The organism is Nocardia sp. NPDC051321 (assembly GCF_044455225.1).
In the GTDB taxonomy this organism is placed as follows: Bacteria; Actinomycetota; Actinomycetes; order Mycobacteriales; family Mycobacteriaceae; genus Nocardia.
Genome location: NZ_JBITEM010000008.1, coordinates 101,008 through 116,346, shown reverse-complemented (window position 1 = coordinate 116,346; position 15,339 = coordinate 101,008). Strand labels below are relative to the sequence as shown.

General features: G+C 67.4%; 14 protein-coding genes. 1 reads left to right on the top strand and 13 read right to left on the bottom strand.

Annotation, left to right across the window (positions count from 1 at the left end; all coding sequences use genetic code 11):
* Positions 1-10 precede the first annotated feature (10 nt).
* The 12 genes from ACIA8C_RS20355 to ACIA8C_RS20300 all read right to left on the bottom strand — a co-directional run bounded on the left by ACIA8C_RS20355 (position 11) and on the right by ACIA8C_RS20300 (position 12,835).
* Positions 11-196, bottom strand: a complete 186-nt coding sequence (locus ACIA8C_RS20355; RefSeq protein ID WP_397136810.1) for a hypothetical protein — start codon at positions 194-196, stop codon at positions 11-13.
* A 92-nt stretch (positions 197-288) separates the two neighbouring features.
* On the bottom strand, positions 289-1,830 hold the full coding sequence (locus ACIA8C_RS20350; RefSeq protein ID WP_397136808.1) for a M28 family metallopeptidase: 1,542 nt from the start codon (positions 1,828-1,830) through the stop codon (positions 289-291).
* A 261-nt stretch (positions 1,831-2,091) separates the two neighbouring features.
* Positions 2,092-3,555, bottom strand: coding sequence for an MDR family MFS transporter (locus ACIA8C_RS20345; protein WP_397136806.1), 1,464 nt, complete (start codon positions 3,553-3,555; stop codon positions 2,092-2,094).
* Between the two features lie 321 nt (positions 3,556-3,876).
* Positions 3,877-4,692, bottom strand: a complete 816-nt coding sequence (locus ACIA8C_RS20340; protein WP_397136804.1) for a MerR family transcriptional regulator — start codon at positions 4,690-4,692, stop codon at positions 3,877-3,879.
* A gap of 82 nt (positions 4,693-4,774) precedes the next feature.
* Positions 4,775-5,920, bottom strand: coding sequence for a galactonate dehydratase (gene dgoD / locus ACIA8C_RS20335; RefSeq protein WP_397136802.1), 1,146 nt, complete (start codon positions 5,918-5,920; stop codon positions 4,775-4,777).
* Positions 5,917-6,672, bottom strand: a complete 756-nt coding sequence (locus ACIA8C_RS20330; protein WP_397136800.1) for an SDR family NAD(P)-dependent oxidoreductase — start codon at positions 6,670-6,672, stop codon at positions 5,917-5,919. The genes dgoD and ACIA8C_RS20330 overlap by 4 nt, the downstream gene beginning before the upstream one ends.
* Positions 6,673-6,689: 17 nt before the next feature.
* The gene (locus tag ACIA8C_RS20325; protein ID WP_397136798.1) at positions 6,690-7,634 is read right to left on the bottom strand and encodes a sugar kinase; all 945 of its coding nucleotides are present in this window, start codon (positions 7,632-7,634) and stop codon (positions 6,690-6,692) included.
* A gap of 22 nt (positions 7,635-7,656) precedes the next feature.
* Positions 7,657-8,268 (bottom strand): bifunctional 4-hydroxy-2-oxoglutarate aldolase/2-dehydro-3-deoxy-phosphogluconate aldolase, encoded by a 612-nt coding sequence (locus ACIA8C_RS20320; protein WP_397136796.1) that lies wholly within the window; start codon positions 8,266-8,268, stop codon positions 7,657-7,659.
* Positions 8,258-9,163: an SMP-30/gluconolactonase/LRE family protein gene (locus tag ACIA8C_RS20315; RefSeq protein WP_397136794.1), complete on the bottom strand. Its 906-nt coding sequence runs from the start codon at positions 9,161-9,163 to the stop codon at positions 8,258-8,260. Before ACIA8C_RS20315 ends, ACIA8C_RS20320 begins: the two co-directional genes overlap by 11 nt.
* A gap of 53 nt (positions 9,164-9,216) precedes the next feature.
* The gene (locus tag ACIA8C_RS20310; protein ID WP_397136792.1) at positions 9,217-10,275 is read right to left on the bottom strand and encodes an ABC transporter permease; all 1,059 of its coding nucleotides are present in this window, start codon (positions 10,273-10,275) and stop codon (positions 9,217-9,219) included.
* On the bottom strand, positions 10,272-11,795 hold the full coding sequence (locus tag ACIA8C_RS20305; protein ID WP_397136790.1) for a sugar ABC transporter ATP-binding protein: 1,524 nt from the start codon (positions 11,793-11,795) through the stop codon (positions 10,272-10,274). Before ACIA8C_RS20305 ends, ACIA8C_RS20310 begins: the two co-directional genes overlap by 4 nt.
* The gene (locus ACIA8C_RS20300) at positions 11,786-12,835 is read right to left on the bottom strand and encodes a substrate-binding domain-containing protein (RefSeq protein ID WP_397136788.1); all 1,050 of its coding nucleotides are present in this window, start codon (positions 12,833-12,835) and stop codon (positions 11,786-11,788) included. The genes ACIA8C_RS20305 and ACIA8C_RS20300 overlap by 10 nt, the downstream gene beginning before the upstream one ends.
* A 142-nt stretch (positions 12,836-12,977) precedes the next feature.
* On the opposite strand from ACIA8C_RS20300, the gene ACIA8C_RS20295 reads away from it, so the two are divergent.
* Entirely contained in the window at positions 12,978-14,210 is a 1,233-nt protein-coding gene (locus ACIA8C_RS20295; RefSeq protein ID WP_397136786.1) for an ROK family protein, read from the top strand.
* A gap of 49 nt (positions 14,211-14,259) precedes the next feature.
* Here the strand turns inward: ACIA8C_RS20295 and ACIA8C_RS20290 are convergent, their stop codons facing one another.
* The gene (locus ACIA8C_RS20290) at positions 14,260-15,312 is read right to left on the bottom strand and encodes an Acg family FMN-binding oxidoreductase (protein ID WP_397136784.1); all 1,053 of its coding nucleotides are present in this window, start codon (positions 15,310-15,312) and stop codon (positions 14,260-14,262) included.
* Positions 15,313-15,339 lie beyond the last annotated feature (27 nt).

Below are 15,339 nucleotides of genomic sequence, written 5' to 3'. Positions count from 1 at the left end.
ATATGCCGTGTCAACCCGGCGGCGCGGGCGGGGTTACGACCAGCGGAGTTCGGGGCCGTTCGATGTCATCGACGACGGAGCTCGAGTACAGCGCGGACAACCACGGTGCGGCAAGCCCGGCGGCCAACGCGGTCAGCGGCGCGAGCACACGACCCCAGACATCCCGGATCGGGCGATACCGCGCGACCCCGTTCATCGGCCCCGGCAACGGATTTTGCTGGCAGGGTGACAGAACGCAACCCGGCGGGTGACCCGCCGGGTTGCGTTCTGCCGGAACTCCTTCCAGACCTACAGGGTGAGTCCACCGTGTTGGGTCTGGGTCTTTCCGCGCTGGGCCGGAGCGGACTTGGCGGCGGGGGTGCGGGCGGGTGGGTTGTCGCTGAATGCGAAGGTTGCTACGGAGTAGGCGATGGCGCCGGTGTTGACGGCCAATGCCTTGTCGTTGATGTTGCTGATCTTGTCGCAGGCCGAGTGGTAGCAGGCGTCGTAGGGCTTGCCTGCCTCACCACCGAACATCTTCTGTTCCTCGGGGGTCTTGATGCCCTCCGCGCCGGTGAACAAGCCACCGACCGGGATGCCGATCGCCATGAACGGGCCGTAGTCCGAGCGGCCGTCGAGGGTGGCCGGGACGTGCGGGAGGCGAAGGAAGTCGAAGTAGCGAGCCAGGTTCTTCTCGATCTCGGCGGAACCGGCCGGTCCACCGCTGCCGTCGTAGATCATGTACGAGTAGTTCGGCGACGCGATCATGTCGTAGTTGGCATAGAGCGCGATCTTGCCGCGATCGGCCTCAGGCAGGTTCGTCACGTAGTGATCGGAGCCGAGCAGGCCGAGTTCTTCGGCGCCCCACCAGGCGAATCGGACCTTGTTCTTGTTCGGCACCTTGGCCAGTTGCAGCGCGACTTCGAGCAGTCCGGCGCTGCCGGAACCGTTGTCGTTGATGCCGGGACCGGCCAGCACGGAGTCGAGGTGGGCTCCCGCCATCACGACCTTGTCGGCGTTGCCCCGCTTGGTCTCCGCGATGATGTTGTTGGTGGTGCGGGTGGAGCTCTCGGTGTCGGTCTTCAGCCGGACGACCGTGTTGGGCTTGGCGATGAGCTCCTGACCGATCGCGAAGCTGGTGCCGACCACCGGCACGGTGAAGCCTGGCCCGCCAAGGGTTCCGGTGAAGGTGTCGGTGCGACCCGGTTGCCCCTCGTTGAAGATGATCACGGCCGACGCCCCTGCGGTCTGGGCGTTGCGTGCCTTGTCGGCGAAGGTGCAGGTGCCACGCTGGATTAGGGCGATGTTGCCCGCGGTGAAGCCGGCGAAGTCCTGCGCCTCACAGCCGGAGGTCGAGCTCGGTTCCGGAGTGGGTGGCAGAACCAGATCCACGGCCTGGATTGTGCCCTGTGCGTTCCCCGAACCCGAGTAGGTCAGGGTGGCGAAGTCGCCGAATTCGCTGCTGCCCGGCGCGGTCGGCTTGTAGGTCTTGGCGACGGGTGAGATCTGCGCCATGGCCGCCGTCGACTTCTCCTGGAAGAACGGGAAGTCGAACTGCTGCACCGTCACCTGGTAGCCCGCGCCGCGCAGCTTGCCTGCCACGTAGTCGCGGGATTTCTCGAAGCCCGGTGTGCCGGAAGCGCGGGTGCCGCCGTTGGCGTCGGCGATTTTCTGGAGCTCCTGCAGGTGCCGCTTGATGTTGGGCGCCTGGACCGAGTTGGCCAGTTGTCGCTCGGGGGGCGCCGGGTCGGCGTGCGCGATGCCGACCAGGGTGAGCGAGAGAGCGAGGGGTAAAGCGGCGGCAGCGGCGATAAAGCGACCGGCACTGGCACAGCGGAAGATGTGGGGCATGTGGGCTCCTCCAAAGGGACGGAATAATCCCGATGGTCGGAGGTTAAGCCGGGATGGCGCATTGGTGAAACCCCAGTCGAAGTGGGGAAAGTGGTTGCGCAGGTGCGCCATCCGGGCGAACGGTGGAGCGAACTCAACACCTCGACGGAGGCCATACCGATGCATTTATCGGCGCCAGCGAACAGGTTCCGCGGGGAGCCGGAAATGCCGAAACCCCCGGCGTGCGTACGCAGCCGGGGGTTTCGTTGTACCGAATCGAGGTCAGTGCTTGATCAATTCGGGTGCCGCGGTATCGGATTCATCGGCCCCCTCCGGATCGGCCGACCGGTTCGGCAGCAGCACCGCCGCGACGATCACGATCAGCGCCAGCACAGCGGACACGAGGAAGGCGAGACGCATGCCGTCCAAGTGGGCGGTGACCGCGTCGACGCCGTCTTCGACGAGCGAGGTGCTGCGGGCCGACATCACGGTCACCACCAGTGCGGTACCGAAGGCCGCGGCAACCTGCTGCAGGGTGCCGAGCATCGAGCTGCCGTGCGAGTACAGGTGATGCGGGAGCGCGCCGAGGCCGAGGGTGAACACCGGCGTGAAGGTCGCGGCCAGCGAGACCATCAGCAGGATGTGCAGGCCGAGCAGCTGCCAGTACGGCATGCTCATCGAGATCTGGGTGAACCCGGCCAGCGACGCGGCGATACCGATCGACCCGGGAATCACCAGCAACCGTCCGCCGAACCGGTCGAACAGCCGCCCGATGCTCGGTCCGAGCAGACCCATCGCCAACCCGCCCGGCATCACCAGCAGGCCGGTGGCCAGCGGGCTCAGACCACGCAGGTTCTGCAGGTACAGCGGCAGCAGGATCATCGACCCGAGCATCGCCATGAACGCGACCGACATCAACACCAGCGCCTTGGTGTAAGTGCCCGCCAGCAGCACCCGCAGGTCAAGCAGCGGAGTACCGGTGCGCTGCAGGCTCAGCTGACGGAACACGAACGCGGCGATCAGGGCGACACCGGCGGCGACGATCAGGGCCGGACTGGCGAGGTTGCTCGCCTCGAATCGGCTGAGCCCGAACACCAGTCCGCCGAAGCCGAGTGCGGCGAGGACCACGCTGATCGAGTCGATCGCACCGGCTTGCGGCTCACCGACGTTCTCCAGCTGACGCAGGCCGAGCCAGGCGACCACCGCGGTGATCGGCAGCACCAGCACGAAAAGCCAACGCCACGAGCCGACCTGCAGCACCAACCCGGAAATCACCGGGCCCATCGCGGGGGCCACCGAAATGGCAAGGGTGACATTGCCCATCACCCGGCCGCGGTCGCGTTCGGGCACGACGGTCATCAGCGTGGTCATCAGCAGCGGCATCATCACCGCGGTGCCGCCGGCCTGGATGACCCGGCCGAGCAACAGCACCGCGAACGTCGGCGCGACGGCCGACAGCGCGGTACCGGCCAGGAAGACGCCCATCGCCGTGGCGTAGGCCTTCCTGGTCGAAACCCGTTGCAGGAACCAGCCGGTGGTGGGAATGATGGCCGCCATCGTGAGCATGAACGCGGTGGAGACCCACTGCGCCGCACGCTCGGTGACGTGCAGGTCTCCCATCAGCCGGGGGATCGCGTTGATCATGATGGTTTCGTTCAGGATCACCACGAAGGTCGCGAGTACCAGCACCCGGATTACCAGCGGTGTCCGTCCTCCCGACGCGGGAGCGGATATGTGGGCGGACATCGGGTACCTCCGGGTGTAGATGTTGAGTGCGAGTACGTGTGGCCTACTGGGTTGCGGTCCCGGCGCCACAATGAATGAGACGGACTCAGGTGCTCGAACTCATCGGCGTGCATCAGTAAACCGTTTGGTACCGACAAATTTCTCCGGATTTTCCTGCTGGTCCGGCCGCGATTCCGGCTGAAACACCTGATCAGGTTACTTTTACCGGTCCGACAGCAAGATCAAATCGTGAGCCTGATCACTCCTCGCGAGCTGGCGTAGTGGTCAGGACTCGGGGACATCGCCCTGCGTGTGTGCACCGCTGAGAGGCGGGCCGACGAGTCAGGTCAGGGTGATCGCCAGCTCGTAGACGATGTCGGATTCGTCGGCGCGGGTGGGATCGAGGAGGAATATCTGCCGTGGCCGCCAATCGGATTCCTCGTTGTGGTCGAGCAGCCACTGATGCAGCGACTCGAAGCCGAGGGCGGTCATCATGTCGGATTTGGGGACGCCGAGGTAGATTTCCCGGCCCGCGCGCTCCTTACCGACAGTCATGTCCGGGAAGCGCTCGGCGACCGCGTCGACGTCGGATTCGGTGATCGGACAACAGAATTCGACCGGAGCGTCGTCGTCGACGCCGAGTTCGCCGTGGTAGCGGAGGAACGGCAGACCGGCGATGCCCTCGGGCCGCGGCACGGCCGGACCGCCGAAGCGGGCGAAGAGCGGGGTGGCGAACGCACCGATCCGATCGGCGGTGAGGTGGTCGGTCTGGCTCAGGATCGTTCGCGCAGGCAGGGTCCGGAGGGCGACGTCGTACATGGCAACCTGCTTTCCAGTCAGTTGCGCGATGAGGAAGCCGACCAGTGCCGCTTTAGCGGTGAACGCACGCTGCTGCTCGTCCCGGTAAGCGGCCAACTCTTCCGCCCGCTGTGCCGGCGGCAGAGCCAGGACGTCGGCTATCCGAGATAGCGGCATGTCCAGTTGACGCAGCTGGGCGATCTGTCGGGCCCGCGGTAGTTGCGCGGGCGAATACCAGCGGTAGCCGGTGTCGGCATCGGTCCGTGCGGGCGGGAGCAGGCCCGATTCCGCGTACAGCCGAAGGGCTTTCGGGGAAAGCCGGGCCAGCCGGGCGAACGCGCCGATCGCGAGCAACTCCACTGTCGCCTCCTCATGGCAAGGGAACTTCCCTTGCCGTCCAGGGTGCGGTCGGCCCCGAGGGGAAGGTCAAGCGGCTACCGGCTCACCATTCGGCGAAGGCACCGTCCTTGCGGTGCCAAATGGGGTTGCGCCAGCGATGTCCCAGTTCGGCGGCGCGGACCACCGCTTTCTCGTCGATGTCGATGCCGAGGCCCGGCGCGTGCGGCAGGTCGACGTAGCCGTCGCGATAGGCGAAAACGGCGGGGTCGACGAGGTAGTCGAGTAGGTCGGAGCCGGTGTTGTAGTGGATGCCGAGGCTTTGTTCCTGGATGAGCAGGTTGGGGGTGGCGAATCCGACCTGGAGGCTGGCCGCCAGCGCGATGGGGCCGAGCGGGCAGTGCGGCGCGATGGCCACATCGCGACTCTCGGCGAGGGCGGCGATGCGGCGGACCTCGGAGATGCCGCCCGCGTGCGAGAGGTCCGGTTGGACCACCGCGACGCCCTGATCGAGCACGGCGTGGAAGTCCCAGCGGGAGTACAGCCGTTCGCCGGTGGCGATGGGAATGCTCGTCGCGCGGGTGATCTCGCCGATCCGGTCGCTGACCTCGGGCACCAGCGGCTCTTCGACGAAGAACGGCAGGTACGGCTCGAGCAGCGGCAGCACCCGCCGCGCCATCGCGACGGACAGGCGGCCGTGGAAGTCGACGGCGATATCGAAGTCGTCGCCGGTGGCCGCACGCACGGCGGCGACGCGGTCGACGATGCCGGTGGTCGCGCGTGGGGTGTCGATGGCCTCGAGTTCGGCCGATCCGTTCATCTTGATCGCGGTGAAGCCCTGCTGCTTTCGTTCGAGCGCGGCCTGTGCGACGTCGTCGGGGCGATCGCCGCCGATCCAGCTGTACACCCGGACCCGATCGCGGACCGCGCCGCCGAGTAGCTGCCAGACGGGGACGCCGAGGGCTTTGCCGGTGATATCCCACAGGGCCTGGTCGATACCCGCGACAGCACTCGACAGGATCGGGCCGCCGCGATAGAAGCCACCCTTGGTGAGCACCTGCCAATGGGCTTCGATGCTCATCGGATCTTTGCCGATGAGATAGTCGGCCAACTCGTCGACGGCGGCGGCAACGGTGTGCGCGCGGCCCTCGATCACCGGCTCGCCCCAGCCGGTGACGCCCTCGTCGGTATCGATGCGCAGGAAGCACCAGCGGGGCGCGACCAGGTAGGTGGTCAGTGCGGTGATCTTCACCGTGATTCCTTTCGTACGCTCCAGCCGCCGTCGACGACGAGGTTGGCGCCGGTGATGAACGAGGCGTCATCGGAGGCGAGGAAGGCGACCGCGGCGGCGACCTCCTCCGGCGCGCCCAATCGGTCGAGGGCGGTGGCCCGTGCGGAGAGTCGTCTGCCTTCCTCGTCGACGTCGTCCCAGACCGGGGTGAGGACGGGGCCGGGCAGGATGGCGTTGAATCGCACTCGGGCCGAACCGTATTCGACGGCGAGCTGCCGGACCAAGGCGGTCAATCCACCTTTGGCCGCGGCATAGACCGGATATCCGGGCAGCCCGAACTGCGCGTGCACGCTGGAGACGGCGACCACATTGCCCGCGCGGGCGCGCAGATCGTCGATGAAGGTGCGGACACCGAGGAACAGCGGCGTCAGGTTGATCGCCAGCCCTTCGTCCCACTGCGGCCGGGTCAGTTCGTGCGCGGGAATGGTGGCCTGCTTGGATGCGTTGCTGCACAACGCGTCCAGTGGACCGAACAGATTGTTGACCCGGTCTCGCAGCTCGGCCCACGAATCCTCTTGCGAGACATCACATCGGACGAATTCGGCACGGTGACCCGCCGCGCGAATCTTGGCGGCGACTTCCGCGCCGCCGGTCTCGGCGATATCGGCGATGACCACCGAGGCTCCCTCGGCGGCAAGACGCCGCGCCGTGGCGGCACCGATCCCCGATGCCGCGCCGGTGACTACCGCGACTCGGTCTGCCAGACGACTCAATGGGTTTCCTTTCGTGGTCAACGCTGAATGTCTGTGCCGGTGAGCAAGTCGAGTTCGTGCCGGAACGGCAGTCCGGCCCAGTCGCCGGGGACGGATACCACGAAAGCACCGCAGGTCGCGGCCAGCCGCATGTTGTATCGGACCGACCCGCCGTCGAGGACACCCGCGAGGTATCCGGCGACGAACGCATCACCCGCCCCCACCGGATCGACCATGGTCACCGGGATCGCCGGCTGCCTGATCACTCTGGCTTCGTGCAGCGCGAGCGCGCCCTCGGCACCGAGCTTCAGCACCACCTGTGACGGGCCGAGTGCGGCAAGAGATTCCGCCATTGCCGCCGCACTCGCGGTGGGCACCAGCAGTGCCGCTTCCTCCGGTCCGGCGAAGACGATGTCGGATCGCGCCACCAGTTTCGCCAGCTCCGCGGCGGCCGCCGAGCGGGACCACAGCGCACTGCGGTAATTGATATCCAACGACACCGTCACACCGGCGTCGACCGCCGCGTCCACCGCGGCGTGCACCGCGTCGCATGCGCTCGGGCTCAACGCCGGGGTGATGCCGGTCAGGTGCAGGACACCCGCGGCAGCGATCTGTTCCTTGTCTATCTCGGCCGCCGACAGCCGGGAACCGGCCAGTCCGCGCCGGTAGTAGCTCACCCGAATGCGGTCCGCGGTACGCCGTTCCCGCAGCATCAAACCGCTCGGCAGCTGCGGATCGATCCGGCATCGGGAGACGTCGACGCGTTCGGCGCGCAACCGATCCAGCACCATCGTGCCGACCGCGTCCGCACCGACGCTACCCACCCACGCGCTGTCGTGCCCCAAACGGCTGACGCCGATGGCAACGGTCGCCTCGGCACCCGCGAAATCCATTCGCATCGCCGCACCAGGAGCCAGCGGTCCCGGTTCCGTCGCCGCCACCACGCCGATGGCTTCACCGAGCGTTATCAGCTTGCCCCTCATGACAATCCGCTCCGCCGGTCACTCATGACAACTCCGCACGCAGTGCGCCTATGCGGTCACGTAGTGCGTTGAGGTCACCGCCGGTGCATGCGTCACCGATGAGCGGCGAACCTATGCCGAGGGCGGTGGCGCCCGCGTCCAGGTAAGCCCTGGCGTCGGTGAGTGCTACGCCACCGGTTGGCACCAACGGGATTTCGGGTAGCGGGGCGCGGATGGCGCGGAGATACCCGGGTCCACCGACCGAGGCCGGGAAGACCTTGATCATGGTGCTGCCTGCTGCCCAGGCGTGGTGAATCTCGGTGGGGGTGAACGCACCTGAGATGACCGGGACGCTCAGTCGGTTCCCCTCCTGAATGACCTCGTCGCTGACGATCGGGGTGATCAGGTAGGCGGCGCCTGCGTCGACCGCACGGCGCGCGTCTTCGGCGGTGCGGACGGTGCCGGCACCGATCGGACGCTCGAATCCGGCGCAGTCACGCAGTGCGTCCAGCGCACCGTCGGTGGTGAGCGTGAATTCCACTGCGGTGATGCCGGATTCGTGCAGTACGGCGGTGACTTCGGCGAAGCGAGCGGCGGTCGGCGCGCGCAGGATCGCAATGACCGGTGTGTCCAGCCGCAATAGGTCATCGGCCATCGCTGCGCACCAATCCGACGTCGGCGTACGGGGTTGCCTGCAAACCGACAACACCTGGGACACATACGAACAGGCGCCCGGCATGCGGCTCACCGGCCGCCTTTCCCTCCGCCGCGGTGGTGATCACCAAGACGTCCAGGTCCGGACCGGCGAACACACAGCTGGACACTTGCGAGGGCCCGACATCGATGATCGCGCGCCGCTGCCCATCCGGGTCGAAAGCCTGCACCTGGCCCGCGCCCCAGACCGCTACCCACACCCAGCCCTCGCCATCGACGGTCAGCCCGTCGGGCTCGCCGTGGTCGAATCGCGCGAACGGCCTGCCATTGCTGAAAGTGCCGGTGGCGATGTCATAGTCGAAGGCATCGACCCGCTTGGTCGGGCTGTCCACGTAGTAGAGGACGGTGCCGTCCGGGCTCCAGTCGAGTCCATTGGAGATGGTGACCCCGTCGCGCAGCGTGCTCAGCGCACCGTCGGGGTCGAGCCGGTAGAGCGCGGCACTGCCCTGGACGCCCTCTTCGGACATGGTGCCAGCGAGCAGCCGTCCGTGCGGGTCGACCTTCGCATCGTTGAGCCGCCGCCGAATCCCGTCGTCCGGCAACGGTATTACGGCGATCGGCATGGCCGTGCCGTCGTCGTCGATCCGATAGAAGGTGTCGCCCGCCGCGGCCAGCACACTGCCGGAGATGCAGGGCACCACCGCGCTGACCGGCGGCGCCAGGCTCACCGTGGCGAGATGGGTGAGGTCGAGTGCCGCCCGGTCGAGTGCCGCTCGATGAATGTGCCCACCGCGGATGTCCACCCACCGCAGCTCGCCGGTTCGGTTGTCCCACACCGGGCTTTCGCACAGTTGTCCCGGTGCCGGAGCGCACGAATGCGCGCGCAATCTGATCATGGTTCGCTCCTGAAGTCTCGGTCGGCCCGCGGCCGTCTGCTTGCAGGCCATAGCTAGGTCGGCAGCCCGACCGCACGTTCACCGCTGCGCCGCTGCTGAATCACCACGGCGGCGACGAGCAGCGATCCCTGCGCGACGTTTTGCCAAAATGTATTGACGCCAACAACGTTCAGTCCGTTGTCCAGCGCCCCCAACAGCACGACCGCGAGCAGCGTGCCACCGACGGTGCCCTTGCCGCCCTTGAGCGCGCACCCGCCCAGCGCCGCGGCCGTGATCGCCTTCAGCTCCAGACCTTCACTGCCCGACACCGGCTGGCCCGACCCGGTGCGCGCGGTCAGAATGATGCCCGCGAGTGCGGCCACCACGCCGGCGAGCACGAACACCGCGATCAGGTATTTGTTGATGTTGATGCCGGAAAGCCGTGCGGCGGTGTCGTTTCCGCCGATGGCGTAGATGTTGCGGCCGATGTCGGTGTATTTCAGCAGCACGTGCACGGCCAGCGCGACGATCGCGAGGATGATCACCGGAACCGGCAGCCCGATGATCTTGCCGCGCGCCAGGAAGATGAACAGGTCGTTGTCAAGCACGAATCCCTGCGCCTTGCCGCCCGAAATCAGTTGGGCCAGGCCCTTATACGCCGCCAAGGTGGCCAGCGTGGCGATCACCGGGTTGACCCGTCCATAGACGATGATCAGCCCGTTCACCAGGCCGAGCACCACGCCGACACCGACCGCGGCGAGGATGCCGAGAAACGCGTTGCCGGAGGTCGCGGTAAACGCCATCGCGCTGATCACCGAGGCGACGCCCGCCTGCGAGCCGACCGAGATATCGAGCGCGCCGCAGATGATCACCACGGTCTGCACGACCGCCAGCAACCCGAATACCGTTACGGCGTCACCGATTCCGGCGAGGTTGGCCGGGTCGAGATAGCCGTCGTTGAGCGAGCCGAAGATCGCGACGATGACCGCCAGCGCGCCGATCAGGCTGAGATTCCCCGGCCCGATCGCGTGTAACAGCCGGCGCGGAGTGAGTGCGGCGGTATACCGGCTCAGTGGGGGTGCCGGTGTGGCGGTAGCCGCCACCGGCGGCGCTTCCAGTTGTTGCTCGGTCATTGGTTCCCTCGAGATGTGTGCGACGTCAGGTCATCGGCCATGGCCAGCGCGAGGATGGACTCCTCGCTGGCCGCGTCGCGGTCCAATTCGCCGGTGACGCGCCCGTGCTGCATGACGACGATCCGGTCGGCCAGGCCGAGTACTTCGGGCAGTTCGGAGGAGATCACCAGCACCGCAACCCCGGCTTCGGCCAATTCCTCGATGATTCGGTAGATTTCGGCCTTCGCGCCGACGTCGACGCCGCGGGTCGGCTCGTCCAGGATCAGCACCTTGGGCTTGCGGGCCAGCCAGCGAGCCAGCACCACCTTCTGCTGGTTGCCGCCGGAGAGTTTGCGCACCTCCTGCTCGATCGAGGGCGTGCGCACCCGCAGCGATTCGACATACTGCTGGGCGAGCCGACGCTCCTCCCCCGCCTTGACGAATCGCAGCCGCCGCAGCTGGTCGAGCATGGCCAGCGAAATATTGTCCCGCACACCGCGATGCAGCAGCAGGGCTTGCGCTTTGCGCTCCTCCGGCGCGTAACCGATGCCTGCGCGCACCGCGTCACGCGGCTGCCGCAACCGCAGCTGCTTGCCGTCCACCCGCACCGCGCCGGAGCGGATCGGGTGGTCACCGGCCAGCGCGCCCGCCAATTCGGACCGGCCAGCCCCGACCAAACCGGCCAGCGCGACCACTTCACCGGCGCGCACCTGCAGGCTCACCTCCCGCACGTCGTCGGTGGTGACCGAGTCGACGTCGAGAACGACCCGGCCCGGCGTGCTCGGCCCGCGGGTGAACAGCGTGGACAGGTCTCGTCCGACCATCATCCGGACGATCTCCTGGTCGTCGGTCTCCTCGGTCGCGCGCACACCGACCAGCGCGCCGTCCCGCAATACCGCGACCCGGTCGGCGAGCTGGAAGATCTCCCGCATCCGATGCGACACGTAGATCACCGCCAACCCGCGCGCACGTAACCGGCCGATCAGCGCGAACAGCGATTCGGTCTCGTGGTCGGACAGCGACGAGGTCGGCTCGTCGAAGGCGATGACCTTGGCGTCGGTGGTCAGCGCCCGCATGATCTCGACCAACTGTCGTTGCGCGGCAGTCAGTTTCGACCCGACGGTGGCCGGGTCGAGGTCACGATCGAAGCCGAGCCTGGCCAGGTCGGTGCGCATCCGCTCGTGCAAGGCCGCGCGGTCGAGCAGGCGGCCCGCCCGCCGCGGCAGTGCCCCGAGGTAGACGTTCTCGGCGACCGACACGTGCGGCACGATCTCCGGTTCCTGGCCGATCACCCGGATCCCGGCCGCCCGCGCGTCGGCCGGGGTGGCCGGCTCGAGCACCACCCCGTCGAGCTCGAGCCGGCCGCTGTCGGGGCGGTGATCGCCACCGATAATGCGGATCAGGGTGGATTTGCCCGCGCCGTTCTCCCCCATCAGCGCGGTCACCGCGCCGGCGGGGAAGTCCAGGCTCACGTCGCGCAGGGCGGGCACCCCGGCGAAGCTCTTGCTGAGGCCGGTAGCGCGCAGGCCGGTCAGCTGCATGTGACGCCCGCCTGCTGCCAGCTGCTGGAGTCGACCATGGTGGTCGGCGCGAAGGCCTCGGCGGGCATGGCCTTGCCGTTCTTCAGGTAGTCGTACATCGTCTGCACCGCGAGCGCGCCGACGTCCTTGCCGTTGATGAACAGCGCCGCCTTGAAGCCGGTCGGCTTGCCGCCGCGCCATTCCTTGCAGGCCAGGTAGGCGCCGAGGCCGACGCCGAGCACATTGTCGGCGGCGTAGCCGGAGTTCTGGATGGCCGCGACACCACCGCTGACGTTCTCGTCGTTGCAGCCCATCACGATCCAGTTCTTGACCGACCGGTTGCCCGCGACCGTCGCGGAGATCTTGTTCTGCGCGTCCGACGGGGTGTTGTCGGTACCGACATCGATCACCTTGACATCGACCCCGGCCGCCTCGCGGAACGCCTTCTTGTTGGCCTGGACTCGGTCGGTGCAGACCGTCACGTCCTGCTTCCAGGCGTCGACGATGGCTGTCTCCTCCGGCTTCCAGCCGGCCTTCTTGAAGTCCTCGCCCGCCCGGCGGCCGACCTCGGTGCCCATCTGGGTTCCGCTGAAGCCGACGCGCGGAACCAGTTGGTCTTTGGCGCATTTCGCCGGATCCGGACCGGAGGTGCAGACCTGGTCGTCGGAGGTGAGCAGCGCGACGCCACCGGTCTTGGTGAGCTGGGCGACCTGCGGACCAACCGACGGATCCGGCACCACGACGATCACGCCGCTGGCCTTCTGGTTGATCGCGTTGTTGACCTCGGTGACCGCCTTGTTCGCGTCGTTGCCCAGGTTCACGACCTTCAAATCGACGCCCAGTTCCTTGGCCTTCGCCTTGGCACCCTCGGCCTCGCCGATGAAGTACTCCTGGTCGCCCTGTTTCTGGGCGTACACCAGGCTGACCGCGCCCGTCTGGTGCTGTGGGCCATTGGCGGCCGGATCGGACTCCTTGCCCGATGAGCAGGCGGTCGCGGCCAGCGCCAGCGACACCCCGCACAGCACGGCACTGGTCCAGCGTCGTCGATGGGTCCAGGACATGGGCACTCCTCGGTGATCTGACGCACACTCGCGTCGTGTAGTGATGCCGGTTACAGTAAGACTTCCGATAACTGTTGTAAATACTGTTGTTCGAAGTAGTTGGGTATGTTTGCGACCACCAGCGGACGAGGAGGCCCGACCCGTGTACCAGCTGACCGCGCGCGACATCCGACGCCGCAACAGGTTCGGCGTACTACAGGCGGTCTATGCCGCCGTCGGTCACAGCAGCCGCCACGAGATCGCCCGGGTGACCGGCCTGTCCTTCGCCACGGTCGGCAACATGATCTCCGAGCTGCTCGACGTCGGCGTGCTCATCGAGCTCGGCTACGACGCACCCGGCATCGGCAGACCGCGCGCCCAGCTCGCGATCAATCCCGAGCGCGGCATGCTGGTCGGGGTCGATATCGCCGAAACCGCGCTGCACTTCGACCTTTTCGATATGGCGATGACGGTGCAGCGGTCGGTCGAGATCCCCGTCGACCCGGCGGCCACCACGCCGGACGATGTCGTCGCGCTCATTACCCGCGGCATCGGCGAGCTGGCCGCCGACGACGCAGACAAGGTGCTCGGCGTCGGACTGAGCGTGCCTGGCCTCGTCGATCCCATCGGCGGCATCTCAGTGTTCTCGCCGTACTGGCACTGGCACGACGTGCCCCTCTCGCAACTCCTCGAAGAGCAGCTGCGCTACCCGCTATATCTGGACAATCCGCTGAAAGCCAGTACCGCGGCGCATCTTTGGTTCGGCGCGGGCCGGGACGTGGACGATCTGATCGTGGTCACGCTGCGCGCCGGTGTCGGCATCGGCGTGGTGGTCGACGGTGCGCTCTATCGCGGCGTCACCAACAGCGCGGGCGAATGGGGGCACACCAACCTGGTCCTCGACGGACGCGAATGCCGTTGCGGGCGAATGGGTTGCGTCGAGTCCTACGTCAGCGCGCCCGGCATCGTGCGCACCCTGCGCGAACTCGCGCCGGCGAGCCGGCTGATCGAAACCGACGACGCCGCCACCATCGCGGCCATCGCCGCGGCCGCCGACAACGGTGACGCGGTCGCGCTGGAGGTCATCGACAAGACCGGCCAGTACCTCGGTGTCGCGGTGGCCAACCTGGTGAACCTGTTCAACCCGAGGACCATCGTCTTCGGCGATCTCGTCGCGGATCATCTCGGCGCGCCACTGCTGGACGTGACCCGCCGCGTCGCCGCCCATCACGCGATGACCGACCCCTTCGACGCGGTGACACTGCAACTTTCGACCCTGCCGCACAACCCCGCCAGTCTCGGCGCCGCGACCTTCGCCCTAGAGGGTTTCCTCGCCGACCGCGAAACCTTCGGATCGATCGCGGCCCGCCGCGCCATGCGCACCACCACACCCTGACCGCGCCAGGACCCGCCGTGCGGACCTAACAGCGTTGGCCGACAACGACTTACCGATCGATCACGTCGTCGATGGCTCGACGCGGGGTGCGCTCCAGCGGCGCGGAATCGGTCGGCACCCAGCCGAGGCGAATCATGGCTTGCGGGAAGGCACAGTCGTAGAGCACCGCGGATCGAATGTCGTCGCGGAGTTCGGGGAGGCCGAGCGGCTCGGTTTGCAGGCAACTGGACAGGCCGAGGCGGGTGGCTTCCAATAGCAGTGCGCTGGTGGTCTCGCCCGCGCGCAGCTGGGACCGGCGGTCGTCGTGCGGGGTGCAGACCACCATCCATTCCGCGGCGTCGGCGTCGACGTGGTTGTCGATCAGTACGGCGTCGGCGAACACGCGGGCAGGAATCGGGTCGGACAGATGTGGCAGCGGCACATTCGAGCCAGGCACGCCGTCCGCGGTCCGGCGCTGCCCGCTCCACGCGGCAAGTTCGAGTTGATAGTCGGGGTCCTCGGCATGGCGGGTCACGGCATCCTGAAACGGCCGCACCAACCGGAGGCGAAGGCTCTCCGGCACGTGGCGCACCACGGCACCGAAGGTCGCCGCGTTGCGCGAGATGGTCTTGAGGTATCCGGCCGGGATTTCCAACGACCGGTAACCACGGCGATCGGTGTGCCGCTGCAGTAGCGCGGCGCCGAGTTCGATATCGGTCTGGGTCGGCTGGTGCGGCGCGAACTCGACGGTCGCGAGGTGGTCCGGTTCATCCGGATCGGGCAGCTGCGTCACGGCGGCGGACCATCCGAGAACGGCCAGCGCGACGCGCAGATGATGCAGCGCGGCGCCGCAGCTGACGATCAGCTTGCCCTGCTGCGGATCGCTCGAAACGAGATGCCGGCGCGGGTCGGCCCAGAGCTCGATCGCGTGGTCGCCGATCCGCCAACGCCATGGCTGGGTGTTGTGGATCGACGGGGCGCGAACCGCCATCTCCAGCGCGAGCTTGATCGTTTCCACGGTCGGCGACGGCGGTGCCATGAGCTCGGGTACATCCTTCCGATCGACATAATTCGGTGGCGCATCACCATGGTTGAGCAGGCCGTTCGTGATCGACGCCGTCATCCAGTGTCACCGTGGAGGAGCCGTCTG

Bases quoted from the DNA above. Each gene is read 5' to 3' on its own strand.
- ACIA8C_RS20300 (WP_397136788.1), bottom strand. From the start codon at position 12,835: ATGTCCTGGACCCATCGACGACGCTGGACCAGTGCCGTGCTGTGCGGG.
- ACIA8C_RS20350 (WP_397136808.1), bottom strand. From the start codon at position 1,830: ATGCCCCACATCTTCCGCTGTGCCAGTGCCGGTCGCTTTATCGCCGCT.
- ACIA8C_RS20325 (WP_397136798.1), bottom strand. From the start codon at position 7,634: ATGAGGGGCAAGCTGATAACGCTCGGTGAAGCCATCGGCGTGGTGGCG.
- ACIA8C_RS20355 (WP_397136810.1), bottom strand. From the start codon at position 196: ATGAACGGGGTCGCGCGGTATCGCCCGATCCGGGATGTCTGGGGTCGT.
- ACIA8C_RS20290 (WP_397136784.1), bottom strand. From the start codon at position 15,312: ATGACGGCGTCGATCACGAACGGCCTGCTCAACCATGGTGATGCGCCA.
- ACIA8C_RS20345 (WP_397136806.1), bottom strand. From the start codon at position 3,555: ATGTCCGCCCACATATCCGCTCCCGCGTCGGGAGGACGGACACCGCTG.
- ACIA8C_RS20305 (WP_397136790.1), bottom strand. From the start codon at position 11,795: ATGCAGCTGACCGGCCTGCGCGCTACCGGCCTCAGCAAGAGCTTCGCC.
- ACIA8C_RS20315 (WP_397136794.1), bottom strand. From the start codon at position 9,163: ATGATCAGATTGCGCGCGCATTCGTGCGCTCCGGCACCGGGACAACTG.
- ACIA8C_RS20320 (WP_397136796.1), bottom strand. From the start codon at position 8,268: ATGGCCGATGACCTATTGCGGCTGGACACACCGGTCATTGCGATCCTG.
- ACIA8C_RS20310 (WP_397136792.1), bottom strand. From the start codon at position 10,275: ATGACCGAGCAACAACTGGAAGCGCCGCCGGTGGCGGCTACCGCCACA.